At 74.3% G+C, this 26,140-nt stretch carries 25 protein-coding genes; 16 read left to right on the top strand and 9 right to left on the bottom strand.

Annotation, left to right across the window (positions count from 1 at the left end; translation table 11 throughout):
* On the bottom strand, nucleotides 1-749 hold a 749-nt coding region (locus tag TOK_RS32815), incomplete at its 3' end, for a hypothetical protein (RefSeq protein ID WP_172457720.1).
* 1,175 nt (nucleotides 750-1,924) lie between these two features.
* On the bottom strand, nucleotides 1,925-2,152 hold the full coding sequence (locus tag TOK_RS31910; protein WP_141566502.1) for a hypothetical protein: 228 nt from the start codon (nucleotides 2,150-2,152) through the stop codon (nucleotides 1,925-1,927).
* A gap of 237 nt (nucleotides 2,153-2,389) precedes the next feature.
* On the opposite strand from TOK_RS31910, the gene TOK_RS22875 reads away from it, so the two are divergent.
* Together TOK_RS22875 and TOK_RS22870 are read left to right on the top strand one after the other, a co-directional pair.
* Complete coding sequence (locus TOK_RS22875) at nucleotides 2,390-4,642, top strand: transglycosylase domain-containing protein (protein WP_253258568.1); 2,253 nt, start codon at nucleotides 2,390-2,392, stop codon at nucleotides 4,640-4,642.
* Between the two features lie 62 nt (nucleotides 4,643-4,704).
* Entirely contained in the window at nucleotides 4,705-4,974 is a 270-nt protein-coding gene (locus TOK_RS22870) for a hypothetical protein (protein ID WP_141566501.1), read from the top strand.
* Here TOK_RS22870 and TOK_RS22865 read toward each other — a convergent pair.
* Nucleotides 4,962-5,660, bottom strand: coding sequence for a nucleoside/nucleotide kinase family protein (locus TOK_RS22865; protein WP_098960028.1), 699 nt, complete (start codon nucleotides 5,658-5,660; stop codon nucleotides 4,962-4,964). The genes TOK_RS22870 and TOK_RS22865 overlap by 13 nt on opposite strands.
* Nucleotides 5,661-5,703: 43 nt before the next feature.
* Here TOK_RS22865 and TOK_RS22860 point away from each other — a divergent pair, with 43 nt between their 5' ends.
* Nucleotides 5,704-6,840, top strand: a complete 1,137-nt coding sequence (locus TOK_RS22860) for a DUF3500 domain-containing protein (RefSeq protein WP_098960027.1) — start codon at nucleotides 5,704-5,706, stop codon at nucleotides 6,838-6,840.
* A 172-nt stretch (nucleotides 6,841-7,012) separates the two neighbouring features.
* Nucleotides 7,013-7,753, top strand: a complete 741-nt coding sequence (locus TOK_RS22855; protein WP_098960026.1) for a MerR family transcriptional regulator — start codon at nucleotides 7,013-7,015, stop codon at nucleotides 7,751-7,753.
* On the opposite strand, the gene TOK_RS22850 is transcribed toward TOK_RS22855, so the two are convergent.
* Nucleotides 7,729-10,209: a SpoIIE family protein phosphatase gene (locus TOK_RS22850; protein ID WP_172457719.1), complete on the bottom strand. Its 2,481-nt coding sequence runs from the start codon at nucleotides 10,207-10,209 to the stop codon at nucleotides 7,729-7,731. The two genes, TOK_RS22855 and TOK_RS22850, sit on opposite strands and share 25 nt — an antisense overlap.
* Nucleotides 10,210-10,327: 118 nt before the next feature.
* Between TOK_RS22850 and TOK_RS22845 the strand changes: the two genes are divergently transcribed.
* Both TOK_RS22845 and TOK_RS22840 read left to right on the top strand, forming a co-directional pair.
* Nucleotides 10,328-10,639, top strand: coding sequence for an MmcQ/YjbR family DNA-binding protein (locus TOK_RS22845; RefSeq protein ID WP_098960024.1), 312 nt, complete (start codon nucleotides 10,328-10,330; stop codon nucleotides 10,637-10,639).
* A gap of 10 nt (nucleotides 10,640-10,649) precedes the next feature.
* Nucleotides 10,650-11,438, top strand: coding sequence for an alpha/beta fold hydrolase (locus TOK_RS22840; RefSeq protein ID WP_098960023.1), 789 nt, complete (start codon nucleotides 10,650-10,652; stop codon nucleotides 11,436-11,438).
* Here TOK_RS22840 and TOK_RS22835 read toward each other — a convergent pair.
* On the bottom strand, nucleotides 11,398-11,820 hold the full coding sequence (locus TOK_RS22835; RefSeq protein WP_172457718.1) for a TIGR03668 family PPOX class F420-dependent oxidoreductase: 423 nt from the start codon (nucleotides 11,818-11,820) through the stop codon (nucleotides 11,398-11,400). The two genes, TOK_RS22840 and TOK_RS22835, sit on opposite strands and share 41 nt — an antisense overlap.
* Nucleotides 11,821-11,886: 66 nt before the next feature.
* Here TOK_RS22835 and TOK_RS22830 point away from each other — a divergent pair, with 66 nt between their 5' ends.
* The 5 genes from TOK_RS22830 to TOK_RS22810 all read left to right on the top strand — a co-directional run bounded on the left by TOK_RS22830 (nucleotide 11,887) and on the right by TOK_RS22810 (nucleotide 18,084).
* Nucleotides 11,887-12,588 (top strand): MBL fold metallo-hydrolase, encoded by a 702-nt coding sequence (locus tag TOK_RS22830; protein WP_098960022.1) that lies wholly within the window; start codon nucleotides 11,887-11,889, stop codon nucleotides 12,586-12,588.
* A gap of 112 nt (nucleotides 12,589-12,700) precedes the next feature.
* A complete protein-coding gene (locus TOK_RS22825) occupies nucleotides 12,701-13,687 on the top strand; it encodes a pirin family protein (protein WP_098960021.1) in 987 nt (328 codons plus the stop codon).
* A complete protein-coding gene (locus TOK_RS22820) occupies nucleotides 13,684-13,962 on the top strand; it encodes a GNAT family N-acetyltransferase (RefSeq protein ID WP_098960020.1) in 279 nt (92 codons plus the stop codon). Before TOK_RS22825 ends, TOK_RS22820 begins: the two co-directional genes overlap by 4 nt.
* 86 nt (nucleotides 13,963-14,048) lie before the next feature.
* Nucleotides 14,049-17,219: an SNF2-related protein gene (locus tag TOK_RS22815; protein ID WP_098960019.1), complete on the top strand. Its 3,171-nt coding sequence runs from the start codon at nucleotides 14,049-14,051 to the stop codon at nucleotides 17,217-17,219.
* A complete protein-coding gene (locus TOK_RS22810) occupies nucleotides 17,209-18,084 on the top strand; it encodes an SWIM zinc finger family protein (RefSeq protein WP_253258567.1) in 876 nt (291 codons plus the stop codon). Before TOK_RS22815 ends, TOK_RS22810 begins: the two co-directional genes overlap by 11 nt.
* Nucleotides 18,085-18,091: 7 nt before the next feature.
* On the opposite strand, the gene TOK_RS35480 is transcribed toward TOK_RS22810, so the two are convergent.
* Together TOK_RS35480 and folE are read right to left on the bottom strand one after the other, a co-directional pair.
* Entirely contained in the window at nucleotides 18,092-18,931 is an 840-nt protein-coding gene (locus TOK_RS35480) for a DnaJ family domain-containing protein (protein WP_374754923.1), read from the bottom strand.
* A gap of 159 nt (nucleotides 18,932-19,090) precedes the next feature.
* Nucleotides 19,091-19,693 carry a GTP cyclohydrolase I FolE gene (folE, locus tag TOK_RS22795; RefSeq protein ID WP_098960071.1) on the bottom strand — a complete coding sequence of 201 codons (603 nt, stop codon included), beginning with the start codon at nucleotides 19,691-19,693 and terminating at the stop codon, nucleotides 19,091-19,093.
* Nucleotides 19,694-19,849: 156 nt separating this feature from the next.
* Here folE and TOK_RS22790 point away from each other — a divergent pair, with 156 nt between their 5' ends.
* Nucleotides 19,850-20,545 carry a metalloregulator ArsR/SmtB family transcription factor gene (locus TOK_RS22790; RefSeq protein WP_098960017.1) on the top strand — a complete coding sequence of 232 codons (696 nt, stop codon included), beginning with the start codon at nucleotides 19,850-19,852 and terminating at the stop codon, nucleotides 20,543-20,545.
* On the opposite strand, the gene TOK_RS22785 is transcribed toward TOK_RS22790, so the two are convergent.
* Nucleotides 20,521-22,587 carry a transglycosylase domain-containing protein gene (locus TOK_RS22785; protein ID WP_098960016.1) on the bottom strand — a complete coding sequence of 689 codons (2,067 nt, stop codon included), beginning with the start codon at nucleotides 22,585-22,587 and terminating at the stop codon, nucleotides 20,521-20,523. The genes TOK_RS22790 and TOK_RS22785 overlap by 25 nt on opposite strands.
* Before the next feature lie 303 nt (nucleotides 22,588-22,890).
* Between TOK_RS22785 and tatA the strand changes: the two genes are divergently transcribed.
* Entirely contained in the window at nucleotides 22,891-23,142 is a 252-nt protein-coding gene (gene tatA / locus TOK_RS22780) for a Sec-independent protein translocase subunit TatA (protein WP_098960015.1), read from the top strand.
* Nucleotides 23,143-23,256: 114 nt separating this feature from the next.
* Here tatA and TOK_RS22775 read toward each other — a convergent pair whose 3' ends face one another.
* Nucleotides 23,257-23,985: an SDR family NAD(P)-dependent oxidoreductase gene (locus TOK_RS22775; protein WP_098960014.1), complete on the bottom strand. Its 729-nt coding sequence runs from the start codon at nucleotides 23,983-23,985 to the stop codon at nucleotides 23,257-23,259.
* 139 nt (nucleotides 23,986-24,124) lie between these two features.
* Here TOK_RS22775 and TOK_RS22770 point away from each other — a divergent pair, with 139 nt between their 5' ends.
* Genes TOK_RS22770 through TOK_RS22760 form a run of 3 tightly spaced genes read left to right on the top strand, consistent with a single transcriptional unit; the run spans nucleotide 24,125 to nucleotide 26,137 of the window.
* Nucleotides 24,125-24,454 (top strand): MSMEG_0570 family nitrogen starvation response protein, encoded by a 330-nt coding sequence (locus TOK_RS22770; protein ID WP_098960070.1) that lies wholly within the window; start codon nucleotides 24,125-24,127, stop codon nucleotides 24,452-24,454.
* Nucleotides 24,455-24,489: 35 nt separating this feature from the next.
* On the top strand, nucleotides 24,490-25,335 hold the full coding sequence (locus TOK_RS22765; protein WP_098960013.1) for a shikimate dehydrogenase: 846 nt from the start codon (nucleotides 24,490-24,492) through the stop codon (nucleotides 25,333-25,335).
* The gene (locus TOK_RS22760; RefSeq protein WP_098960012.1) at nucleotides 25,328-26,137 is read left to right on the top strand and encodes a methyltransferase domain-containing protein; all 810 of its coding nucleotides are present in this window, start codon (nucleotides 25,328-25,330) and stop codon (nucleotides 26,135-26,137) included. Before TOK_RS22765 ends, TOK_RS22760 begins: the two co-directional genes overlap by 8 nt.
* Nucleotides 26,138-26,140: the final 3 nt, after the last annotated feature.

Genomic DNA, 26,140 nt, shown 5'->3' with positions numbered 1-26,140 from the left:
ACTGCCGGGATCTCGCCCGCGCCCGCCGGTGCCGCTGCGGCGGGCGACCGACCGCCGCCGTGGTCCGCCCGTTCGGCCGTGTCGGCCCGCACCGGTTCGCCCGGCCGGCCCATCGCGCCGGCGCCCCGCGGGGCCTCCACCGTCGCGCGGCCGGCCATCGCCGCCGGCGGCGAGGGCCGCGACGCGGACCCGCCTGCGCGTGGCCCTTCTCGCGAGTCGGGGCGGTAGCCGTTGGACTGCAACGGGATCGACGTCACCTGGCGCGGGTAGGGCGACGGCGCGGCGCGGTCGGGGGTGCGGTCGGGCACGTGGTCCGCCACAGCCTGCGGAACGCCCACGCGGGCGGGCGGGCGCGATGCCGCCGTGAGATCGACGAGCGCCGCGACCGCCGACGTGACCTCGGGTGCGGCCAGGGCGCGGCGGGCGACGGCGAGGTTCGACCGCCCCCGCTGCAGCCGCAGGTAGACGATCACCCGGCGACCCCCCACATCGACCGGGCGCAGCACGTGGAAGCTGCGCCGCGAGGTCACCGTGACGTCGTCGACCGGGTCGTCGCCATCGTGTCCGGGGACACCTGAAAGACGCATTCCAGCGGCCGCGAGCGTTGCGACGACGCTCGTGTCGACATCGTCGCCCATGCCGTGCGAAATAGCGCCGAAGACCTCACCGGAATCGCCGTCGAGTACGCACGCACAGGTCGCACCCGGAATGTCCATCAGGGCGCGTACGGCGCTCGCGAAAGCGATCACGCAATATTCTCGCACAGCCATTCCAAGATCGATAGATCGACCCTGTCAGCGCAATTACCGTCCGCTTACGGGTGATTACAGTGCTCCTTTCGGCAGAATCGCTGTTCCGCTGTTCGGTCGTATCCGGGGGTGCAACTCGTGGACGGCGTCGTGTCGCTTCTGACGACGCCCCGGGTTCGCACCGGTGTGACCGGGTCGTCCGGATGTTCCGGTCACGTCCCCGGACTGCCCCACCGCAGGGCCGCCCCGGATGCTCGACGCACCCGACCGGGCCGGGTCGTCCGCCGCCGGACCGATCGTCCACCCGCGCCGATCCACCTGGTCCGCGCCACCACCGGGCCCGTCGCCGCGCCCGACCCGAGTTCGACACGAGAACCACTCAGGTCATGATCAACGCGGGCTGATGTCGAGCTCGGCGCCAGGGCGGGCGACGCCCGGCTGCGGTCTGCGAGGTCCGACGTCACCCACGTGGGCGATCCAGAGGCCCTCGCACACCCCGGAGGTCCCTGAGTACCCGTTCCGCCGGGCGGTGCTCCCCCACTGCGAAACCGGCCGCTGACCAGGCCGACCGCGATGATGCGTCCGGTCGGGCGTACCCGACTACTCCGAGTTGCCGAATCACTGGTCCGGGGACGATGTGGCGCCGAACCGGTGACTGCATTCGGGTGATCTCTCCGGGCTCGCCGCACCGCGGCGCCGGAGGGTCACGTTGACGTCACGAACAGTTCGCGACCGGGCCTGCCCGGCGCGTCGTGGACCCACCGTGCCGCCGAGAGGAGAACCCGCGGGTGCCGACCGCTTCGAACACTCCTCCGTCACGAGGCCCCCGCGGGGCGTTCGCCGGCCGGACGAGCGACGACGCCTCCCGCGGCACCGTGTCCGGCACCCGTGACGTCCCCGGACGACCTGCAACCGGCCGGACCGACCGGCGCGGGCGCACGACCCCGAACGGCGCGACCTCGAACGGCACGGGCCCGGGCGGCACGGGCCCGGGTGGCACTGCGTCTCCGGCGGACCGGCCCGCCCGCGATGTCCCTGCCCGCAGCGACAGCCGTGGACGCGGGACCGCAGAGGCCTCCCGGAACGACCGGGCCCGCCCGGACTCCCCCGCCGGCAGTACGGCGGGCGGCGCGGGGACACCGCGGGCCGACGGACCGCCGCGGGTGACCGGCACCTCACCCGACGACCGTCGCCCCAGCGACCGTCACCCGGCCGACCGCCGCGCTGATCAGGGCGAGCGCCGCACCCGCCGTGGCGGCGAGGACCGCCGCGCTCGGCCCGACACCACGGACCGTCCCGGCACCGACCGTCCCGGGAGCGACCGGGACAAGTCCGGCGAGGGCACCGACCGCCGACGCCGCTCCGGGAGCAGGCCTGCACGCGGCAACACCCCCGATCGTCACGACGACAGCGACCGCCGCAGCACCGCGGAGCCCCGCCGCGAGGACCGCGGGACCCCGACCGACCCCCGGACCCCCACCGACCGCCGGACCCCCAACGACCGCCGGAACAGCACCGATCGCCGGAGCAGGCCGGGAGCCGACAGCGCGACCCGCCGGACCCCCGCCGCCGCCGCGAACCGCGGCCCCGCGTCGGGCCGTGGACGGACGCCGGGCCCCGGCTGGTGGCAGCCGCCGTCGATGCGGAACCGTGCCACCGACACCGGCCCCCGGCGCATTCCCGACGAGGCGGCCGGGAGCGCCGACACCGTTGCCACCCGCACCGGTAAGCGTCGCGCGGGTCGCCGCCGCAACCTGACGGAGACCCTGCGCGGCGGGTTCCGCCGCTCCCGGTCCCAGCACCTGCGCCCGCTGACCACCGACGAGCGCCGGACTCAGCGGCGGCGGCGGATCAAGTGGTCGATCATCGGCGGCGTGGCGACGGTGGTGCTCGCGCCGGTGCTGCTGTTCGTCGTCGGCTACCTGATCTTCTCGGTGCCCACCCCGGACGACGCGGTGAACAACCAGGTGGCGCTGGTGTCCTACGACGACGGCACCCAGCTGGCGCGGCTGGTCCCGGAGCAGGGCAACCGGGTCAAGGTGCCCGTCGACCGCATCCCGGTGCAGGTGCGCCAGGCGGTGCTGGCGGCCGAGGACCGCACCTTCTACTCCAACCCGGGCTTCGACCTGACCGGCATCCTGCGGGCGGCGTGGAACCAGGTGCGCGGCGGCACGGGCGGCGGGTCGACGATCAGCCAGCAGTACGTCAAGACGACACTGGTCGGCGACGAGGCGACGCTCTTCCGGAAGTGGAAGGAGATGATCGTCTCGGTCAAGATCAACCAGGAGCGGTCGAAGGACGAGATCCTGGGCGACTATCTCAACGCCATCTACTTCGGCCGCGGCGCCTACGGGATCCAGGCGGCGAGCCAGGCCTACTTCGCCAAGAACGTCGACCAGCTGACGGTGGCCGAGGGCGCCCTGCTGGCCGGGGTGATCCAGTCGCCGTCGCGATGGGACCCGGCGATCGACCCGGCGAAGGCGTTGCAGCGCTGGCAGTTCGTGATCGACGGGATGTCCTCGCAGGGCTGGGTCACGCCGTCGGAGAAGGCGCAGGCGGTGTTCCCGGAGACGGTGGCACGCAAGGTCGTGGGCGGGGGTGCGCCGGCCGACAGCCGCGGGCACGTCGTCAACGCGGTGCGCGACGAGCTCGGCGCGCTGGGGATCACGGACCAGGAGTTCAGCCAGGAGGGCCTGCGGATCACGACGACGATCGACCCGGAACGCCAGCAGGAGGCGGTCGACGCCGCGCACGCCGGCCTGGCGGGGCAGCCGGACAACCTGCGGTCGGCGGTGGTGGCGGTCGACCCGTCGACGGGTGGGATCACGGCCTACTTCGGCGGTGACAACGGGGTCGGCCTGGACTACGCGAAGGTCCGCAAGCAGGCGGGGTCGACGTTCAAGCCGTTCGTCGTGCTGGCCGGCCTGGTGCAGGACCCGCCGATCGGGCTGGGCGAGGTGTTCGACGGGAAGGCGGTGCCGGGGCTGCGCAACTCCGACGGCGCCGACTGCGACCGCTGCGACGTCAAGCAGGCCATGACGATCTCGAACAACGTCGTGTTCACCACGCTGTCGAGGAAGATCGGCGCGCAGAAGGTCGCCGACGCCGCGCGCTCGGCGGGCATCACGTCGCCGCTGACCGATCCTGACGAGCGGATCGCGCTGGGCAACAAGGAGGTCACCCCGCTGGAGCTGGCGTCGGCGTACGCGACGATCGCCGACGGCGGGGTGTACCGGGTGCCGCACATGATCTCGAAGGTGGTGACGTCGGACGGCCGGGTGCTGTACGAGGCGCAGCCGTCGGACGGGGAGCGCCGGTTCCCGGAGCGGGTGGCGCGCAACGTCACCGAGGCGATGCTCGACGTCGCGGGCAACGACGGGCTGAGCCTGCCGGGGGTGCGCCAGGTCGCGGCGAAGACGGGCACGGTGCAGTCGCGGTTCGACGGCCAGAACAACGACGCCTGGATGAGCGGCTTCACCCCGCAGGTGGCGGCGACGGTGTGGATCGGCACGGACATGAACTCACCGATCCGCACGGCCGACGGCACCCCGATCTCGGGTGACTCGGTGCCGGGTGCGGTGTGGAAGGACTTCATGACGGGCGCGGCGAAGCAGGACCCGCCGGAGACGTTCGCGCCCTACCACCCGATCGGTGAGCCGCCGTCGGACAAGCCGCCGGGCGTGGACCCGGAGACCCCGGCGACGACGACCCCGACGCCCCCGCCGACGACCCCGCCACCCACCGACGTCTCCGGGGTGCCCGTGACGGTGCCTCCGGACCCGCGGGCCGTGGGTGGGGCGCCGGTTCCGCCGGGTGACGCGCCGGGCCCGTCGACGCCACCGGTCACGACGACGGCGCCCAGCACCTGCACCCTGGCCGATCCCTGCGGCTGAGCACGGTTGCCGATGCTCACACGGATGTGACCACGGATTGCGCGCCCGGATACCGTGACGTGGTGGGCCTGCCGAGCGCCGAGGAGCGCCGATTCGAGGTGGTGGCCTGGATGGCCGACCGCCGGATGGTGCTCTACGTCCCGGACCTCGAGGCCGCGACGAGCGTGCGTGACATGGCGGAGGCCGACGAGGCCGCCCGCGGGCTGATCGCGGACCTGACCGGTATCGACCCCGTGGCGATCCGGTGCGACATCCGGGTGGGCCGCGCGGGCGCCGGTGGCGCGGGCGGTGTCGGCGGTGTCGGTGGCGGCCCGGCGGGCTACGCCGACTGACCGGCGGGCCCAAGGCCCGCAAGCACGTCGCCGGGGACGACGAGGTCGGCCCGGCCGGCGGTCGCGGCGACGAGGTCGGTGTTGGGGCCGTCGACGTCGCGGACCCACGCGGCGGCGTGGGCCGGGCTCTTGCCGAACTCGACGTGACGGGCGACGAGCCGGCGCAGCCGCTCGCGTTCGTCGGAGGCGCAGAACCAGACCTCGTCGAGGGCGTCCGCGACGGGCCGCCAGGCGGGGTCGTCGAGCAGCAGGTAGTTGCCCTCGGTGACGACCAGCCGGGCGGCGGGCGCCACCCCGACCGCCCCCGCCAGCGGCTGCTCGAGGTCGCGCTCGAACTGTGGCGCCCAGACGGTGACCTCCGCGTCGTCGGCGCGGAGCCTGCCGAGCAGGGCGGCGTACCCGGCGGCGTCGAACGTGTCGGGGGCGCCCTTGCGGCCGGCGCGGCCGAGCCGGCGCAGCGCGACGTCGGCGAGATGGAAGCCGTCCATCGGCACGTGGGCGACCCACTGCCCCGGAGCCGCACCGGGCGGCGGGTCGGCGGCGAGGCAGGCGACGAGCGCACGGGCCAGCGTCGTCTTGCCGGACCCGGGTGCGCCCGCAATGCCGAGCAGGGTGCGACTCGTGCCGTCGCCGGCCAGGGCCCGGGCGCGCGCGGCGAGCTCCGCGAATGTCCCCGCGAATATCATCGGGACGCGACTCTACGGGTGGGTCCGTCGTAGGCTCGCCGTCATGGTCGTCACCGCCGACGAGACTGCCCGCACCGTCGCCACGCAGATGGCCGAGGCCGCCGGGGCATGGCTGGAGTCGCTCGACGCGGACCAGCGGTCCGTCGCCGTCCGCGGCACACCGGGGTCCGATGCCGAGGCCGACTCCGAACGGCTGCGCTGGTACTACACGCCGACCGACCACGGCGGGCTGACGCTCGGGCAGATGCGCCCGGCGCAGCAGTCGCGGGCGATGCGGCTGGTGTCGTCGGGGCTGTCGCACGCGGGCTACGTGACGGTGTCGACGATCCTCGGCCTGGAGAACGTGCTCGACCGCGTCGAGGGCTTCGGCGTCGACTGGGGCCGCGAGCGTGGCCGTGATCCGCAGTGCTACTACCTGCGGGTCTTCGGGGAGCCGGGTTCGTCGGGGGCATGGGCGTGGCGGTTCGGCGGCCATCACGTGTCGCTGAACAACCTGGTGGTCGACGGGCGCGTGGTGTCGACGACACCGTGCTTCCTCGGGGCCGACCCGGCCTCGTCACCGCTGCTGGGGCCGGCGCCGCTGCGTCCGTTGGCGGGGGCCGAGGACATCGCACGCGAGCTGGTCCGGTCGCTGCCGGCCGATCTCGCCGCCGACGCGGTGCTGCTGGACCGGGCGCCGTCGGACATCGTCGGCGGGAACAGGTCGCGGATCGAGGTCGGCGACCGCATGTTGCTGCTCACCGAGATCTGGCGGGGCCGGTTCGGCGAGGCCCGCCTCGCCGACCGGCTCGGTGCGATGAGCGAGGGGGCAGAGCAGGCGAGCGGCTACGACGAGGTCGACCACGACACGCTGGCGCTCGGTGCGCCGCGCGGGGTCCCCGGCGCCGCCCTCGACCCGGCGGGCCGCGACCTGCTGACCGCGTTGCTCGCGACCTATCTGGACCGGGTGCCGGGCGGGCTGGCGGTGTGGCCGGATCTCGACGACGTGCACGTCGCGTGGGCGGGTCCGACCGATCGCGGTGCGCCGCACTACTACCGGCTGCAGGCACCGCGGTTCCTCGTCGAGTACGACAACACCCAGCGGCAGGTGAACCACGCGCACTCGGTGTGGCGGGACCCGGAGTCCGACTTCGGCCATGACGTGCTGGGCGCGCACCGGGCGGCCCACCACCCGGCCTGAGCCCGCCGGTCGGGCACCCGCCTGTGCCCCGTGCCCACTCCCCGCACCGAGTTCGACGTCGGGCTGGTTCGATCGTGGACAGAACCAGCCTCGTGCCGAGCTCGGCGGAAGGTTCGAGTCGGGCCCGGTCCGGAGTTGCGGTTGACGCAGCGTCAACTTCTACGGTCGGTGCATGCGATGGTCGACGGCTGAGGTGGCCCGGATGGCCCGGGTCAGCTCACGGACGCTGCGGCACTACGACCACACCGGTCTGCTGCGGCCCGTGGCGACCGGCCACGGCGGTGTCCGGCTCTACGGCCGGCCCGAGCTGCAGCGGCTCCAGCACATCCTGCTGCTGCGCGAGCTCGGCCTGGGCCTGCCCGACATCGGGTCGGTCCTCGACGGCGACACCGACGAGGTCGCGGCACTGCGCCGCCACCACGAGCGTCTGCTGTCGGAGTCGATGCGACTGCGAAGGCTGGCCGCCACCGTCGCCCGCACCATCGAGGAACGACAGGGAGGTGAGGAGATGGCAGCCGAGGAGCTGTTCGAGGGGTTCGCCGACGACCCGTACGCCGCCGAGGCGCGGGAGCGTTGGGGGGACACGGCCGCGGAGTCGCAACGCAGGGTCGCCGGCTGGGACGCCGACCGTCAACGCGCGGTCATGGCCGAGGGCACGGCCGTCAACGGCCGGATCGCGGAGCTGATGCGGTCCGGCGCAGCGGTCGACGATGCCGCGGTGCAGGCCGCGGTGGCCGAGCACCACGCATGGATCCGGCACTTCTGGGAGCCGGACCGGCAGGCCTACATCGGGCTGGGCGAGCTCTACGTCGACGACCCGCGGTTCAGCGCGTCGATCGACAGGGACGCACCCGGGCTCGCGGTCTATCTGCGTGACGCGATGCGCGTCTACGCCGAGGGCGAGCTCGACTGATCCGCGCCGTCGGGCGACCCGGCCCGCACGGCGAGGACGACGATGTCGTCACCGGTGTCGGCGGCGGTGTTGCGCACCAGCGCGTCGCAGAACCGGTCGAGGGGCAGGCCCGCGACCGACTCGACGAGCCTGATCAGGTCGCCGGTCGCGGTGTCGTCGGGGTCGCGGCGGCGCTCGAACAGGCCGTCGGTGTAGAGGAGCAGCGTCGACCCCGGCGGCAACGCGACCTCGTGGTCGTGGCGGCCGAGGCCGCCGTCGATGCCGAGGACGACGTCGACCGGGTCGTCGAGGAGCCGGGCCACCCCGTCGGCACCGACGAGGACCGGCGTCGGGTGCCCGGCGTTCGACCACCGGAACGCAGGGCCCCCGCCGGCCCACAGCACCCTGCCGTAGACGAGCGTGGTGAACCGGGTGACGCCGAGCCGGGACGCGACGCGGTCGAGCCGGTCGAGCACGTCGGACGGGTCGCGTTCGGTGTCGTAGGCCAGGGCGCGGAGCATGCTGCGCATCTGGCCCATGGTCGCGGCGGCGGTGAGGTCGTGGCCGCAGACGTCGCCGACGGCGAGCGCGAGGTCACCGCCGGGCAGCCGGAACGCGTCGTACCAGTCGCCGCCGACCTGCAGCTCGGCCGCGGCGGGCAGATAGCGGGCCTGGACCTCCAGGCCCCCGATGCCGATGTCGGCGGACCGGGGCGGCTCGGTGAGCATGGCCGTCTGCAGCGCCAAGGACACCTCGCGGGTGCGCTGCACGGTCCGGGTGTGCTCGACGGCGGCCGAGACCCGGGCCGCGAGCTCCACGACGAGCGCCCGGTCGTCGTCGGTGTAGGCGGGGCGTTCGCCGCAGGCCAGGAACATGACCGCCGCGACGACCTCGCCCGCGGAGACGACGGGCGCGGCGAGTGCGGAGTGCATGCCGGCCCGGTGGTCCCAGTCCCACATCTCGACGGTGCCCGCCCATTCCTCGCGGGGCGGCTGAGGGCCGCTGTCGAGGACGGCGGTGCGGCCCCGGACCGCGCGCGCGACGGGGTGGGCGGGGCCGAAGACGAACCGTTCCACGGCGGGTGGGGGCGGTTCGAATCCGGGCGCGGTCCGGGTCACGGACCGCGCGCCGGTGACGCCGCCACCTGTCCCGGGGGTCGTGTCGACGAGGTAGACCCGGCACAGGTCGGCGAACTCGGGGACGACGGTCTCGGCGAGCGCGGTGAGCTCGGCCTCGGAGTCGTGCGCGGCGTTGACGGCCTGCGTGGCGCGGGCGAGGACCTCGAGGCGCTGGCGGGCCCGGACCCCGGCGTCGATGTCGCTCTCGGTACCGACCCATTCCACGACCCGGCCGGTCTCGTCGCGGACGGCGACCGCGCGGGCCCGGTGCCACTTCCAGCCGCCGTGGGCGCTGCGCAGCCGCGCGGTGTGGGCGAACCCGCGACCGGTGTCGACGGCGTCGAGCCACGCCGCGCGCTTGGAGGCACGGTCGTCGGGGTGGATGGCGTCGAGGAAGCCCCAGCCGAGGTACTCCTCGGCGGTCTGCCCGGTGATGGCCCGCATGCTCGGGGAGTCCTCGGCGGCGCTGCCGTCGGCCGCCCGGATCCACACGGCGGCGCTCGTCGCCTCGACGAGGCTCTGGTAGCGGACGAGCAGCCGCTGGCGCTCGGCGGCGACGGCGGCCAGCTCGTCGCGGGTGTTCTCGGCCTCGGTGAGGTCGACGACGACGAGCCCGACCCCGATGATCGTCCCCGCCTCGTCGCGGACCGGGTAGGCGTCCATCGTCCAGGACTGGTCGCGGCCGCTGCCGTGCCACAACCGGCCGCGCACCCGCGTCCCCCTCCGGGGGCGGCCGTCGGTGAGGACCTCGCGCAGCAGGGCCGCGACGCGGGCTCCGGTCTCGCCGTGGGCCTCGGCGGGGGTGAGCCCCAGCCGTTCCTCGACCGTGCCGCCGTCGATGGCGGCGATGTGGCCGTTGGCCCGCCGGAAGCGCAGGTCGGTGTCGAAGTAGGCCAGGCCGACGGGTGCCGTCTCCCACAGGGCGTCGAGCAGCGCGAACGCCTCGTCGCCGACCCGGCTCTCCGAGAGGTCACGCAGCACGCCGACGAAGGCAGGGCCGGGCCCGGGACGCGGCACCGCGCGGAACCACAGCACCCGCCCCGACGGGACGGCGGCCGGGAACCGGCCCTCCGCGCGGCGCCCGGCCCGCAGGTCGGCGAGCGCCGCGGCGGCCGCGGCGGCGTCGACGGTCGCGCCGCCCGCCTGGCTCGCGCCGAAACCGTTGCGCCCCAGCACACGGTCGGCGGACAGGCCCGTCAGCTCGGCGGCGACGGGGTTCCAGACGAGGACGGAGCCGCGCTCGTCGAGGGCGAACAGCCCGACGGGTGCGGCCTCGATCATCGCGGCGGTCAGGCCGTCCGTGTCCTGCAGCGTCGCCTCCCCCGGCGGGACGCGCGACCGGGCGCGTCGGGCGCCCATCGTAGGGGTGCGGCGCGCACGCGGGCGAGTCACCGGGGTGGCGCGCGGCGGACCCACGCGGGAGGGTGTCGGCGTGGACGCGACCACCGATCCCCTCCCCCGGCTGCGGGCGCTGTGCATGGCGCTGCCCGAGGTGACCGAGAAGGTCAGCCACGGCGAGCCGACGTGGTTCGTGCGCCGGGTGTTCCTCTCCTACGCCGACCGCCACCACGACGACCGGCTCGGGTTCTGGTGCGCCGCACCGCCCGGCGCGCAGGACGAGCTGGTCGCCGCCGACCCGGAGCGGTTCTTCCGGCCGCCCTACGTCGGGGGTCGTGGGTGGCTCTGGGTGCGTCTCGACGTCGACGTCGACTGGGACGAGATCGGCGAGATCGTGGTGGACGCCTACCGGCAGATCGCGCCGAAGAAGCTGGTGGTGCAGCTCGGCTAGCATCGCGGCCGTGCGGCACGGATTCCTCGGCGCCGCCGGTGGACGCGTCGAGTACGACGAGGTCCCCGGCGCGGACCCGGCGATCGTGTTGCTGCACGAGGGGCTGGGGTCCGTCGGGCTGTGGCGCGGGTTCCACCACGACGTCGCCGCCGCCACGGGGCGCCGGACGATCGTGTTCTCCCGGCTCGGCCACGGCCGCTCGTCGGCGCCCCGGCACCGCCGCGGCCCCGGCTTCATGTCGTCGGAGGCCCGGGACGTGCTGCCCGAGGTGCTCGCCGCGCTCCACGTCGAACGCCCGGTGCTGCTGGGGCACAGCGACGGTGGCTCGATCGCGCTGCTCGCCGCCGCGTCGGACCTGCCGCTCGTGGGCGCGGTGGTGATCGCCCCGCACGTGTTCGTGGAGGACGCCGGCCTGACGTCGATCACCGCGACACGCGCCGCGTTCGACGACGGCACGCTGCGCGCGCGGATGGCCCGCCACCACGACGACCCCGACGTCGTGTTCGGCAACTGGGCCGGGGTGTGGCTCGATCCCGCGTTCCGGGCGTGGGACATCACCGCGGAGCTGCCGGCGATCACCTGTCCGGTGCTGGCCGTGCAGGGCACCGCCGACCCCTACGGCACCGTCGCCCACGTCGAGGCGGTGCGCGAGCGGTCGTCCGGGCCCGTCGAGGTCGTGCTCCTCGACTGCGGGCACTCCCCGCACCTGGAGCGCCGCGAGGAGACGCTGTCCGCCGTGGCCGGGTTCGTGGCCCGGATCAGCGCGACGCCGTCCACCCCGCCCACGCCCCGGGCGTGAGGACCAGCACCGGGCCGGGCGGTCGCGAACGCCGGTAGGGCGGGTACTTGCCGACGAGGGCGTCGACCGCCGGCGCGCAGTCCGCCGCGTCGCGGACGTCGGCCGCGCCGTCGATGCGGACCCACCAGAGCCGGTCCCAGTCGTCGTCGTAGTGGTCGACGAGCAAGGCGGCCCGCGGGTCGCGGTCGACGTCGGCGAGCCGGGCCAGCCGCCTGCCGGACTTCGGCTTCACGTCGTCGACGGCGATCCAGACCAGGCCGTCGACGAGCACGAACGTCACCGGCACCAGCCGGGGGGTGCCGTCGGCTCGCAGGGTCGCGAGCCGGGCGACCGGCGCGGCGGCCGCACGCGCGCGGCACTCGTCGTCGTCCAGGGCGGGCATGGCGTCAGTGTGGCCCAGGGTCCGCCGACGGGCCTGCCTCCGCCCCCGTGGCTAGGCTCCGCCCACATGGCCGCCCTCGCGATCCCGCTCGCCGACGGTGCCTGGCGCCTGCCCACCGTCCCCGGGCCGTGGCTCAACACGTTCGTCTTCTCCGGCGGCGACGGCCGGCGCGTGACGCTGGTCGACACCGGGCTGCCCGGCGCACCGAGACGGGTACTGGCCGGGCTCGCGTCGATCGGGCGGGAGCCCTCGGACGTGCGGCGCATCGTCGTCACCCACGCCCATCCCGACCACGCGGGCGGTGCCGCCGCGCTCGCCGCGGCCACCGGCGCCCCGGTCGCGGTCCACGGTGACGACGTCTCGTTCGCCCTCGCCGGCGCCGGCCCGCGGTTCGACCCGTCGACCCGCGGCGGGCGGATCGTGGCACGGCTGGGCAAGGCGACGTTCCCGCCGGTCGCAGTGGCCGAGGAGCTCGTCGACGACCAGGTGCTCGACGACGGCCTGCACGTGTTCGCGACGGCCGGGCACACCCCGGGCCACGTCGCGCTGCTGCACGGGCCGAGCGGGGTGCTGGTCGTGGGCGACGCGCTGATGAACGTCGGCCGGATGCGGGTCTCGCCCGCCGCGCTGTGCTACGACGCCCGACGCTGCCGGGAGACGGTCCGCCGCCTCGCCGACGTCGACCACGCGGTGCTGGCGTTCAGCCACGGCCCGGCGGTCGACGACGGCACCGCGCTGGCCGCGCACGTGCGCACGGTGCTGCGGTGAGCCCGGGCGCGGGGCCGGGACCGGACGCCGGGCCGGGACCGGCGCGGGAATGCACGCGGCCACGACGCGGTTCAGCAAGATAGTTGCACGCTCAATCGTCTAGGAGGTCGTCATGCCGGCCATCACAGTCGCCGACGTCACCACGCTCGCCCGCATCCCCGAGCCCGGCCCGACCGACCTGGACCGCCGCGTCCGCTCGGTCACCACCGCACCCGTCGGCCACGAGGGCGAGGGCTTCCCCGTCCGGCGCGCCTTCGCGGGCGTCGACCTGCGCGACCTCGACCCGTTCCTGCACATGGACCAGATGGGCGAGGTCGAGTACGGACCCGGCGAGCCCAAGGGCACGCCGTGGCATCCGCACCGCGGCTTCGAGACCGTCACCTACATCATCGACGGCACCTTCGAGCACATGGACTCCCACGGCGGCGGCGGGACGATCGCCGACGGCGACACCCAGTGGATGACCGCCGGCAGCGGGCTGCTGCACATCGAGCGGCCGCCGGAGGCACTCGTCGCGAGCGGCGGGCTGTTCCACGGCCTGCAGCTGTGGGTGAACCTGCCCAGGGCCGAGAAGTGGGTCGAGCCGAAGTACCAGGACCTCCGCGCCGCGGAGGCCGCACTGCTCACCACCCCCGACGGCGGCGCCCTAGTCCGCGTCATCGCCGGTGACCTGGCCGGACACACCGGACCCGGGTCCACCCGCACCCCGATGGCGATGATGCACGCGACGATCAGCCCCGGCGCACAGCTGCGGCTGCCGTGGCGGCGCGACTTCAACGCGCTCGTCTACGTGCTCTCCGGCACCGGCAGCATCGGGCCCGACGGGCAGCCGATCACCACCGGTCAGCTCGTCGTCCTCGGACCGGGTGACGTCATCACGGTCAACGGGGCGAACCAGCAGGAGTCGCGGCTCCCGGGCCTCGACGTCGCCGTCCTCGGCGGGCTGCCGATCCGGGAGCCCGTCGCGTGGGCCGGGCCGTTCGTCATGAACACCGAGGCCGAGGTGCGGACCGCGTTCGAGGACTACCAGAAGGGCAAGCTGGGCGTGATCCCCGCGACCTACGTGCCGCACGGGGCCCTCGGCGGGGCGAGCTCGTGACCGATCCCGTCGTCGTCGACCGCCCGGGCCGCTCGCGGTTCGAGATCCTGGTCGACGACGAGGTCGCCGGGAGGGCGCACTACCGGCTCCACGACGGCGTCATGGTCTTCACCCACACCGAGGTCGAGGACCGCTTCGGCGGCCGCGGCCTCGGCGGGGCGCTGGCCCGCGGCGCCCTGGACGCCGCCCGGGCCCGCGGCCTGCGGGTCAGCCCGGACTGCCCGTTCGTCAAGAGCTGGATCGAGAAGCACCCGGAGTACGCCGACCTCCTGTGAGTGGCGATGGTCGCTGCAGCGGCCATCGCCACTCACGACCGGGGCTCGTACCGGAGATCGTCGGCGGTCCGTCGTAGCCTGTCGGGGTGCTCGTCGTCCATGCCCTGTGGTCCCCCGGCCGGGGCGTGCTGCTGTGGGCCGAGGACGGCGAGCGCCCCGCGACCACGACTGCCCGCTCGCTGCGCACCGCGCGGCCGCACCCGTTCGCGGTGCCCTCCGGGGAGCTCGCCGCGCTGCACCCCGGCAAGGCGGCGCCGCTCGTCCTGCTGTTACCCGGTCGGCCCACGGGGCCGTTGTCCTCCCCCGAGCTCGTCCGCACCGGTCCGGTCCGCCGGCCGCGTACCGCGCCCGAGCTGCTGGCCTGGACAGTCCCGGCGCTGCTCGTGGACGCGGCGGAGCTGCGCGATCCCGATCCGGCGGTGCGCTACGGCTCGTCGGTGGCCCATCTGCGCGCGGTCCTCGATCTCGCCGAGGGCCTCGCCGCTCGTGGCCGGGTCCTGCCCGCCCTGGTCCATGCCGGCGCCGACGCGCCGCGTGCCCGCTGGCGTCCCGTCGTCCAGGGTCTCGACGCGGTGGCCTTCGACAGCCTGGTCGCCGCCGTCCCGCCGGTGGGCCGCGCCGAACGCCGGCCCCGGTCGGCGCCGGGCGCCCCGCCCGACTTCCGCGGGCACGAGCCGCACGCCCTGGTCACCGACGCCGTGGCCACCCTGGCCGACGCCGCGGTCCGCGACCGGCTGGCCCGCGCCGACGAGCCTGTCGACGTGGTCCCCCCGCGCCGGGGCCGGGCCCCCGCCGTCACTCCCGCCACCGAGGCCTGGCTCGCCGCCCTGGTCACGGCCGACGACCGCGTCGGCGGTGCCGCCGGGGTGGGGCGCCCGGAGCTCGACGAGCTGGCCCGCGCCGTCGCCGCCTGGGACGACGTGGGCGCGGAGGTGGCCGGACCCGCGCGGGCGTCGTTCCGGCTCGCAGAGGTCGAGGTCCTCGACGACCCGGCCGACCCCGACTCGCCGAGCGCCGACCAGACCGGCGACGGCACCCGCTGGGAGCTGCAGTTCGCGCTGCGCTCCACCGAGGACCCGAGCCTGCTCGTGTCCGCCACCCGGATCTGGGACGGCACCGGCCCGGGGCTCGCCCGCATGATCGGCGAGCCGCAGGAGCTGCTGCTGGCCGAGCTGGGCCGCGCCGCACTCGTCTACCCGCGACTCACCCGGGCGCTGCGCTCGGCGTGCCCGGAGATGCTGCCGCTGGACGTCGACGGGGCGGCGGAGTTCCTCACCGATGTCGCGGGCCGGTTGCTGGCCGAGGGGTTCGACGTCGAGCTGCCCGCCGGCTGGGACGGGTCACGGCGGCTCGGGCTGCGGCTGTCGGCGAGCTCCACGGCGGCGCCGGGTGTCGTCACCCGAGGCGGACTGGGCCGCGAGGAGCTGGCGGCGTTCCGGTGGCACCTCGCCGTCGGCGACGACGTGCTCGACGAGGACGAGATCGCCGAGCTCGTCGCAGCGAAGGCGCCTCTGGTGCGGCTGCGCGGGCAGTGGGTGACGATCGACCCCGACCAGCTGCGCACCGGCCTGGAGTTCATGCGCCGCAACGCGAACCGCCGCCGCCCGACGGCCGGGGAGGTCGTCGCGATGGCCGCGGCGCCACCGGCCGACGTGCCGCTGCCGGTCGTCGGGGTCGACGCCACCGGCTGGCTGGGCGACCTGCTCGACGGGTCGGCCGAGCACACCCTCGCCCCCGTCGAGCCGCCGTCGTGGTTCACCGCGACGCTGCGCCCCTACCAGCGACGCGGCGTCTCGTGGCTCGCGTTCCTCGCCCGCCTCGGCCTGGGTGCCTGCCTGGCCGACGACATGGGTCTGGGCAAGACCGTGCAGCTGCTGGCGCTCGAAGCGGCCGAACGGGACGACGATCCCCACGGGCCGACGCTGCTCGTCTGCCCGATGTCGCTGGTCGGGACGTGGGAACGGGAGGCCGCCCGGTTCGCGCCCAGGCTGCGGGTGCTGGTCCACCACGGCGCCGACCGATCGTCGGGCGCCGAGTTCACCGCGGCCGCGGCCGGGGCCGATCTCGTCGTCACCACCTACGGCACCGTCGTGCGCGACGCCGACCTGCTCGAACCCTTCGAGTGGCACCGCGTCGTCCTCGACGAGGCACAGATGGTCAAGAACAGCCTCGCCGCGTCGTCCCGCGCGGTCCGCCGGCTCCGGGCGGGGCACCGGATCGCGCTCACCGGCACCCCGATGGAGAACCGGCTGGCCGAGCTGTGGTCGGTCATGGACTTCCTCAACCCCGGCATGCTCGGCAGCCCGGAACGCTTCCGGCAGCGCTTCGCGATCCCGGTCGAGCGCTACGGCGACGACGAGGCCGCCGCGCTGTTGCGCCGCATCGTGCGCCCGTACCTGCTGCGCCGGGTCAAGACCGACGCGAGCGTCATCGACGACCTGCCGGAGAAGATCGAGATCACCCAGTACTACCGGCTCACCCGCGAGCAGGCGTCGCTGTACCGCACGGTGGTCGACGACATGCTGGAACGCATCGAGGGCAGCGACGGCATCGCGCGCCGCGGCAACGTCCTCGCCGCGATGGCCAAGCTCAAGCAGGTGTGCAACCACCCGGCGCAGCTGCTGCACGACGGCTCCCCCATCGGCAGGCGCTCGGGCAAGGTGGCACGGCTGGAGGAGATCCTCGAGACGATCGTCGCCGAGGGCGACAAGGTGCTGTGCTTCACCCAGTACGCAGAGTTCGCCTCGATGCTGGTGCCACACCTGTCGGCACGGTTCGACCAGGAGATCCTCTACCTGCACGGTGGCACCCCGAAGAAGCGCCGCGACGAGATGGTGGCCCGCTTCCAGTCCGCCGACGGGCCGTCGATCTTCCTGCTCTCGCTCAAGGCGGGCGGCACCGGGCTGACCCTCACGGCGGCGTCACACGTCGTGCACCTCGACCGGTGGTGGAACCCGGCGGTGGAGAACCAGGCCACCGACCGGGCGTTCCGCATCGGGCAACGGCGCAACGTACAGGTCCGCACGCTGGTGTGCCGGGGCACCGTCGAGGAACGCATCGACGACCTGATCACGTCGAAGAAGGCGTTGTCGGGCAAGGTGATCGGCGACGGTGAGAACTGGGTCGGCGATCTTGCCGAACTCTCGACGGCGCAGCTGCGCGAGGTCTTCGCCCTGGGCGGCGAGGCGCTCGCCGAGGACGTACCGGCCGACGATGGGTCCGCCGACGCGGCCGGGGAGGTGCCCCGTGGCGCGTGAGCCCGACCCGTTCTGGTGGCGCGACGCCGAGTCCGGCGGGAAGCCGCGCAAGGTCGCAGGCGGCATCCAGATCCATGCGACGCGTGGTGCCGTCGCCCGCACGTGGTGGTCGGCGCGGTTCCTGGAGGTCCTCGAACAGGTCATGGCCGGCGGGCGGATGGCCCGCGGACGCAGCTACGCCCGCGCCGGGCAGACCCTGGAGCTGCGGCTCGATCCCGGATCGATCACGGCGAGGGTGCAGGGCAGCCGGGAGCAGCCCTACCGGGTACGGATCGGCATCACGACCTACGGCAAGCCCGAGTGGACCCGCGTCGAGGAGGCCCTGGCCGCCGACGCCTGGTACGCGGCCGCCCTGCTCGCCGGGTCGATGCCGCCCGAGATCGAAGGGCTGTTCGCCTCGCTCGGCCTGGCACTGTTCCCGGCTGACGCCCGCGACCTGGTCATGGACTGCACGTGTCCCGACCACGCGGTGCCGTGCAAGCACCTGGCAGCGGTGTTCTACCTGCTCGCCGAGCGTTTCGACGCCGACCCGTTCGAGGTCCTCGTCCTGCGGGGGCGCGACCGGGAGACGCTGCTGGCCAACCTGCGCGAGCGCCGCGCCGTGGCGGCAGAGGCCCGGCCCGGTCCGGGCGCGGGCGACGCCGAGGAGCCGTCGGCGCCCCCGCTGACCGACCTTCTCGGCGAGTTCTTCACCGCCGGGCCCGGCCTCGACGACGCACGCCGCGTCGTCCCGGTGCCGACAGCCCCGGACGCACTGCTCGACCAGGTCCCGCCGTTCGCGATCACCGTCCGCGGCGCACAGGTCGTCGACCTGCTGCGGCCCGTCTACCAGGTACTGGCCGCACCCGCCGCCGAACAGCCGTGACCGGGGCTCAGGCCGTGGCGCCGCCCGTGGTCGCGGTGCCGGCGCCGTGGAGGCGCCCTGTGCGCAGCGCCCAGCGTTCGAACCACAGCGTGAACAGCGGCGGGATGCTCGCGACGAGCGCGAGCAGCGTCGTGCGCAGGGTCCAGCCGAGGCGGCGGGCCGCGACGAGCGTGACCACCAGGTAAGCGACGAACAGCGCGCCGTGGATCGGGCCGAAGATCTTCACGCCGATGTCGTCGAACACGACGACGTACTTGAAGAACATGCCGATGAGCAGGCCGGTCCAGGAACAGGCCTCCGCGATCGCGACCGCACGGAAGGCGCGGGCGGGACCGGACAGGATCGAGGGCGAGGTCGGGGAGGTCACGGACGCGGCTCCTGGCTCGGGGTCTGCAGCGGTCTGCACCACTGTGCCCGACGCCGACCCAACACCTTCTACCGGGTGTCGAACTTCGTTCTGTGATCTCTCCCGCGCCTGCCACCAGGCCGCGACGACGTCGTCGGCGCGCACGGGCGCCAACGGCACCTGCGGCGGCGTCGGCGCGAGCAGCCACGCGGCGATCCTCCGGTTCAGGTCGGACACGGTCGCCCGGACCTGCGCCTCCTCACCCAGTCCCGCGACCGTGACGGGCAGCTGCTGGATCTCCTTGCGCAGCAGCAGCGACGTCGGCAGCAGGGCGTCGCCGGACAGACCCTCGCGCTCGATCCAGCCGCGGACCCACCAGGCGTCGTCGTCGGGGCCGTCGAGGCGCAGCGGCTTGCCCTTGCCGGGCAGGTCGTCGAACGCGCCACGCTCGGCCGCGAGCCGGATCTGTTCCTCGACGACGGACTCGTGCCGCTCCGCCACCGCGCCCCCTCCCGTCCGGACACGCGAGGGTAGACAGACCGCGCGCGATGCCACCACGGCGCCCGGTGCCATCCACCCCCGAGCCGGTCGCCGGCCCGGCTCGACCATGGCGCAACCGGGCTCGTGTCGGACCCGGCGGGCGGGGGGGGCGTCGGCCGCTCAGCCCGCGACGCCGCCCGGTCGCGGCATCGTCAGCGCGAGGAACTCGGCGCGCGAGCGCGGGTCCTCCCGCAGGCTCCCGAGCAGCGTCGACGTGATCGTGCTCGTCCCCTCACTGCGGACGCCGCGCAGCGACATGCACATGTGCTCGGCCTCGACGACCACGCCGACGCCGCGGGGCGCGAGGTGCTCGTCGAGCCAGTCGGCGACCTGCTTGGTGAGCCGTTCCTGCACCTGCGGGCGGCGGGCGAACAGCTCGACGACGCGGGCGAGCTTGGACAGGCCGAGGATGCGCCCGCCGGGCAGGTAGCCGACGTGCGCGACCCCGACGAACGGCAGCATGTGGTGCTCGCACACCGACGCGACGGGGATCCGCCGGGCGAGGACGAGCTCGTCGTAGCCCTCGTCGTTCTCGAAGGTCGTGAGGTCGAACGGACGCGGGGCGAGCATCTCGGCGTAGGCGCGGGCCATCCGTCCGGGCGTGCCCGCGGTGGCCTCCCCGTCGGTGGGGACGCCGAGGGCGGTGAGGAACTCACGGGCGGCGCGCTCGGCGCGCGCGAGGTCCACACCGGACTCGGGCGCGGTGACGCGCAGCGGCCGCACGACCGCGTCGGCCAGGGCGATGTCGGGAGTCGGCACGAATCCTCCGGAGTCCGGTCGTCACGCAGCGGTCCGGCTTCCGACGGACACGACACTGGACGCTAGAGGCCCGCTCCCTCTAATGTCAATGTCAGTGTCCGTTAGAAGGAGGTCGCGCGCATGACCGACCTGGTCGCCCAGATCGAGAGCGTCAGCGCGCTCGCCGAGCCGCAACGCCGCACCCTCTACGGCTACGTCGTGGCCCAGGCCGACGCCGTCAGCCGCAACCAGGCCGCCACCGCGACCGGGCTCGCCCGGCACACCGCGAAGTTCCACCTCGACCGGCTCGTCGACGACGGCCTGCTCGTCACCGAGTTCCGCCGGCTCGGCACCCGCCGCGGCCCCGGCGCGGGCCGCCCCGCCAAGCTCTACCGCCGCTCACCCCGCGAGTTCGACGTCACCCTGCCCGAACGTCGCTACGCACTCGCCGCGGCGGTGCTCGCCGCCGCGGCCGAGGACAACCTCACCCACGACACCCCGATGGCCGACGCCGTACGCGCCGCCGCGGCCGCCGCCGGAGACCGCGCTGCCCACGACATCGGCGGCGACCTCCTCGCAACGCTCTCCGGACTCGGCTTCGAACCCCGCCCCGGCACCACGATGACCACACTGGCCAACTGCCCGTTCCACCGTCTCGCAGCCGATCACCCGGCCCTGACCTGCGGAATGAGTCTCGACCTGGTCCGCGCCGTCCTCGATGCCCGCGGCGAGCCGCCCGAACGCGCCGTCCTCGACCCGGGACCGGGCCGGTGCTGCGTCGTCCTCGTCCCGCCCCCGGCGCCGGGATCAGGTCACTGCGTGGCGCCCGTCACGTAACGCGGGTCCGGCGGCGGCAGCGGCGCCACCGGCTGCCCGGCGAGGATGTCGCCGACCCCGCCGTACCAGGTCCGGGCGGGCACCTTGCCGCCGTAGATGTTGCCCGACCCGCAGCTGAAGGGCGGGCTGCCGTCGCAGATCGGCCGGGGCGAGCTGCTGTCGTCGAACACGATCGACGCCCCCGCGATCTGCGGCGTCGCCCCGACGAACGCCGCCGACTTGTACTGCTGCGTCGTCCCCGTCTTCGCCGCGACGGGCCGGTCCCAGCCCTGCGCCCCCGCCGCCGCGGCCGACGTCCCACCCGCCTGGTCGTCCTTGCTCAGCGCGTTCATCAGGCTGTCGGCGATCCCCGGGTCGAGCACCTGCTTGCACGCGGGCTGCGTGACCGTGACCGGTGCACCCGACCGGTCGGTCACCGACAGCACCGGGCTCGGCGGGCACCACACGCCGTGGCTCGCCAGCGTCGCCATCACGTTCGCCAGCTCCAGCGAGCTCGTCGGCGACACCCCGAGGGTGAACGACGCCTGCCGCTGCGACTTCGCGACGTCACCGATCGACGGCGACCCCGGCGTCCGCGTCGCCGGTGTCGTCGCGAGCGAGGTGAGCCCCAGGCGCTCGGCCATGTCGACGACCGGCGGGATGCCCGTCGTCTCCTCCAGCTTGACGAACGCCGTGTTCGGCGACTCGGCCAGCGCCTGGGTCAGCGACAGCTGCGGCGGGTAGGTTCCGTCGTTGCGGACCGGGATCGGCGTGCCGCTCGACCCGCGGTAGATCGGCGAGGTGTAGCCGCTGGCGGGGACGTCGATGATCGTGTCGATGCCGAGCTTCCCCTGTTCCATCGCCGTCGCCGCGGTGAAGATCTTGTAGACCGAGCCCGCGCCCATGTTCTCGGGGACGTAGGGCAGCCCGTAGCTGGACTCGCCGGGCTTGTTGCCGTACGTGCGGTTGGCGGCCATGGCCAGCACGTGGTGCCCGTCGGCGCCCGGAGTGATGACGGAGATGACGTCGGCGACGTGCGGCTGCGTCGGCGGGACCTGGCCGTCGACGGCCGCCTTGAGCTTGTCGAGCGCACCCCGGTCGAGCGTCGTCCTGATCGTGTACCCGCCGGACACCAGCTGGTCGTTCGTGATGCCCGCCTGCTGGAGGTACTGCAGCACGTAGGCGCAGAAGAAGCCGGCGTCGCCCGCGCCGATGCACCCCTCCGCGGGGGCGGCCGGGGTCCCGACCACCCCGAGCGGCGCCTGCAGGGCGGCGCCTGCCTGGTCGGGCGTGATCGACCCCTGGTCACGCAGCTGCCCGATCACGACATCCCGGCGCCCCTTCGCGGCATCGGGGTGCACGACGGGGTCGTAGTCCGACGGGCTCTGCACCATCCCGGCCAGCAGCGCCGCCTGCGGGACGGTGAGCTGGTCGGCGGTGGTCCCGAAGTAGGTGCGGGCCGCGGCACCGATGCCGTACGCGCCGTTGCCGAAGTACACGACGTTGAGGTAGTCGGCGAGGATGTCGTCCTTGCCGACCCGGTGGTCGAGGCTGATCGCGAGCTCGGCCTCCTTGAGCTTGCGCGCGTAGCTGGGTGCGACGGCGGCCTTGCGCTGCGCGTCGGTGGTCGCCGCGACGTAGAGGTCGTAGTTCTTCACGTACTGCTCGGTCAGCGTCGAGGCGCCCTGGGTCGCGCCGCCGTTCGAGTTGTTGACCAACGCCCGGGCCGCGCCCAGCGGGTCGAATCCGCCGTGCTGATAGAAGCGCTTGTCCTCGATCGCGACGATCGCCGCTTTCATCGCCGGTGATATCTGTGCCGCATTCACCGGGACGCGGTACTGGTCGAAGAGATAGGCGATCGGATTTCCCGACGAATCGGTCACGGTCGACGCCGACGGCAGCACACCGGACTCGAGATCACTCGTCGAGCCCTCCGCCGACTGCGCGACCTCGGCCGCCATCGCCCCCGCTCCGCCGACGGCGGGGAACACCGCCGCGGCGAGCACGAGGCCTGCCGCGACGATCATCACGACGAGCCTGCCCAGCGCCTTTCGAGCTCTCACCCGTGCGTGTCTACCAGGCCGGGACGATGTGACGACGCCCGCCACGGTCACCGCGCGACCAGGTGTCGGACCGAACTCCGAAAACGGACGACAGCCTCATTGCACAGTCTTCCGGACCTGTCACCGGAAATCGCCGAACCGATTTCCGGGAATCACCCGGAACAGACTGAGAGCAGCCTGAGAATTGTCACACCGGTGCCGGGCGGATTCGGAGCGGGCGGCAGACTGAACCGCACCGGGCCGGGAGAACGAACCCGGCTGCGAGAAGCAGATGAGAAGCAGGGCTGCGAGGAGGGCACGGGAATGGGCGAGCTGAGCTGGTGGCACTGGCTGATCGTCATCGGGGTGGCGGTGCTGCTCTTCGGCGCGAAGCGCCTTCCCGACGCCGCCCGCAGCCTCGGCCGCTCCACCCGCATCCTCAAGGCGGAACTGCGCGCCGACGACCACCCGGACACCCCCGCCGACCCGGCCGCCGCGCCTGCCGCCGCTGCGCCACCCGCCACGGCGCCGCCCGCCGCTGCGCCGTCCGCCGCCGACACGCCACTGGCCGGATAGTCCGTCCACGGCCGCAACCTCATTGCTCCCGCGGAGGGGGCGGACGAGAGTGACGTTGCGCCCGGGGACCAGGGCGCGGAGGGGCCGCCGCAGCACGGGCCGGTGCGCCGGCGGTCAGCGCGGGATGCGCCGCCACACGGCGCGAGGCAGCAGCCGCATCGCGAAGAACACCGGCCGCAGGACGGCTGGGACCCACAGCTCGCGGCGCTCCTTCGCCAGCGCGGCGACCGTCGCGTCGGCCACCTGCTCGGGCGTGCTCGACAGCGGAGCGGGCGTCATGCCCGCGGTCATCCGGCCGACCACGAACCCGGGCCGCACCAACAGCATCCGTACCCCGCTGCCGTGCAGCGCGTCGGCCATCCCGCTCGCGAAGCCGTCGAGACCCGCCTTCGCCGAGCCGTAGACGTAGTTGGCCCGCCGTACCCGCCACCCCGCGACCGAGGAGTACACGACGAGCGTGCCGTTGCCCTGTTCCCGCAGCACCTGCGCGAGGTGGGTCAGCACGTGGACGTGGGCGACGTAGTCGGTGTGCACGATCTCGACGGCGTGCGCGGCGTCGGCCTCGGCGCGGGCCTGCTGCCCGAGGATGCCGAAGGCCACCACCACGGTGTCGAGCCGGCCGTGCCGGGCGACGAGCTCGTCGAGCAGGGGCCGGTGGGAGGCGAGGTCGTCGGCGTCGAACTCGACCCGCTCCACCTCGGCGCCGCCCGCACGGACGCGGCGCTCCTCGTCGTCGAGGTCGTCGCTGCGGCGCGCGGCCAGCACCACCGTTCCCGCACCGGCGGCCGAGAGCCGCTCGGCGACGGCCACCCCGATCTCACTGCGTCCGCCGAGCACGAGCACCGTCGATCCCGATCTCACGGGGGCAGTCTCCCGTGACGGGCGGTGGGCAGCACCGCCGGGGCCCCGGGGCATTAACCTGTGGGTGATCGCCGACGTCGCCGATCGGATCCCCCTCACCACGCGCACCTCGAGGAGAGCCGTGCCCGATGTTGTGTTCGACGTCCGCTGGCCGGACGGGTCGACGCAGTCGTTCTACTCGCCGTCGCTGATCGTCAAGGACTACTTCGAGGCCGGTGCCGAGTACACCCTCGACGACTTCGTCACGCGCACCCGCGAGTGCATGACGCTGGCCGACGAGCGGGTCCGCGCCAAGTACGGCATGGGCTGCTCGGAGTCGGCGATGACGCTCGCGGGCGTCGAGTACGGGGTGAAGCGGTTCAAGGCCCGCGAGGCGGCCGGCGACAGCGACGCGGACGGCAAGGTCACGCTGGAACGGTTCCGCAGCTGGGGTCCCCCGCAGGGGTACTGATCACGCGCGTCGGCGGCGGTGCGCATACTGCCGGGATGCCTGCGCAACCGACTCGCCGCGCCGCTGTGCTCGGCTCCCCCGTCGCGCACTCGCTGTCCCCCGTCCTGCACCGCGCCGCCTACGACGCGCTGGGGCTCGACGGCTGGACCTACGGCCTGCACGAGTGCGACGAGGCGGGGCTGCCCGGCTTCGTCGACGGTCTCGACGGGTCGTGGGCCGGTCTGTCGTTGACGATGCCGCTCAAGCGGGTCGCGATCGACGTCGCCGACCGGGTGTCGCCGCTGGCCACCGCCACGGGCGCGGCGAACACGCTGGTGTTCGGCGCGGACGGGCGGTTCGCCGACAACACCGACGTCGCCGGGCTCGTCGCGGCGCTGCGGGAGGCCGGGGTCACCACGGCACGGAACTCGGTCGTGCTGGGCGCGGGCGGGACGGCCCGGGCGGCGCTGGCGGCGTTGCGCGAGCTGGGCGACCCGGCGCCGCGGGTGCTGGTCCGCGACACCGGCCGGGCCGCGGCGCTGCGGGAGGCGGCCGAGCGGCTCGGCGTCACCCCCGACGTCCGCGACGACCTCGCCGATCCCGGGACGGCGACGCGTGCGCTGGCCGGTGCGGGCGTCGTGATCTCGACGCTGCCGCACGGCGCCGCGGACGTCCTCGTCGGCACCGCGTGGTCGCCGTCGACGGCGGTGCTCGACGCCGTGTACGCGGGCTGGCCGACGCCGTTCGCCGCGTCGGCCGCCGACGCCGGCTGCCGGGTGGTGAGCGGGCTGTCGATGCTGCTGCACCAGGCCGTCGAACAGGTGACGCTGATGACGGGCCTGCCGGGGCCGGTCGAACCGATGCGCGCGGCGCTGGACGAGGCGGTGAGCGCCCGTGCCTGAGACGCCCGACGTCTACACCCACGGCCACGCCGACAGCGTCCTGCGCTCGCACCGCAACCGGACCGCCGCCAACTCCGCCGGCTACCTGCTCCCCCACCTGAGCCCAGGGCTGTCGGTGCTCGACGTCGGCTGCGGGCCGGGCACGATCACGGCCGACCTGGCGCGGACGGTCGCGCCGGGACCCGTCGTCGGCATCGAACCGGTCGAGGACCCGCTGGCCGAGGCCCGCGCGACCGGAGCCGGGATCGCGACGCTGCGCTTCGAGGTCGCCGACGTGTATGCACTCGACCCGGCAGCGGGCCGCTACGACGTCGTGCACGCCCACCAGGTCCTCCAGCACCTCACCGACCCGGTCGCGGCCCTGCGCGCGATGGGCTCGGTGCTGACCGACGGCGGTGTCGTCGCTGCCCGGGACGCCGACTATGCGGCGATGACGTGGTTCCCCGCCGACGAGCGGCTCGACGCCTGGCTGGCGACCTACCGGGCCGTCGCCCACTCCAACGGCGCCGAGCCCGACGCGGGCCGGCGACTGCACGCGTGGGCCCGGCGCGCCGGGTTCGCCGAGGTCACGGCGTCGGCGTCGGTCTGGTGCTACTCGACGCCGCAGGAACGATCGTGGTGGGGCGGCGCCTGGGCGGAGCGGATCACGTCGTCGCGGGTCGCCGAACAGGCCCTCGACCGCGGGATCGCCGACCGGGGCGACCTGGACGAGATGGCCGCCGGCTGGCGCGCATGGGCGGCCGACCCCGATGGCTGGTTCGCCCTCCTGCACGGCGAGGTCCTGGCCCGATCCCCCTCGTGACCA

Source organism: Pseudonocardia sp. N23, from assembly GCF_002583555.1.
Lineage (GTDB): Bacteria > Actinomycetota > Actinomycetes > Mycobacteriales > Pseudonocardiaceae > Pseudonocardia.
This window is presented reverse-complemented; position numbering and strand designations above follow the sequence as displayed.

Coding starts and splice junctions, on each gene's coding strand:
- TOK_RS22875 (WP_253258568.1), top strand. CDS start 2,390: ATGCGGAACCGTGCCACCGACACCGGCCCCCGGCGCATTCCCGACGAG.
- TOK_RS22865 (WP_098960028.1), bottom strand. CDS start 5,660: ATGATATTCGCGGGGACATTCGCGGAGCTCGCCGCGCGCGCCCGGGCC.
- TOK_RS22860 (WP_098960027.1), top strand. CDS start 5,704: ATGGTCGTCACCGCCGACGAGACTGCCCGCACCGTCGCCACGCAGATG.
- TOK_RS22855 (WP_098960026.1), top strand. CDS start 7,013: ATGCGATGGTCGACGGCTGAGGTGGCCCGGATGGCCCGGGTCAGCTCA.
- TOK_RS22850 (WP_172457719.1), bottom strand. CDS start 10,209: ATGGGCGCCCGACGCGCCCGGTCGCGCGTCCCGCCGGGGGAGGCGACG.
- TOK_RS22845 (WP_098960024.1), top strand. CDS start 10,328: ATGGCGCTGCCCGAGGTGACCGAGAAGGTCAGCCACGGCGAGCCGACG.
- TOK_RS22835 (WP_172457718.1), bottom strand. CDS start 11,820: ATGCCCGCCCTGGACGACGACGAGTGCCGCGCGCGTGCGGCCGCCGCG.
- TOK_RS22830 (WP_098960022.1), top strand. CDS start 11,887: ATGGCCGCCCTCGCGATCCCGCTCGCCGACGGTGCCTGGCGCCTGCCC.
- TOK_RS22825 (WP_098960021.1), top strand. CDS start 12,701: ATGCCGGCCATCACAGTCGCCGACGTCACCACGCTCGCCCGCATCCCC.
- TOK_RS22790 (WP_098960017.1), top strand. CDS start 19,850: ATGACCGACCTGGTCGCCCAGATCGAGAGCGTCAGCGCGCTCGCCGAG.
- tatA (WP_098960015.1), top strand. CDS start 22,891: ATGGGCGAGCTGAGCTGGTGGCACTGGCTGATCGTCATCGGGGTGGCG.
- TOK_RS22765 (WP_098960013.1), top strand. CDS start 24,490: ATGCCTGCGCAACCGACTCGCCGCGCCGCTGTGCTCGGCTCCCCCGTC.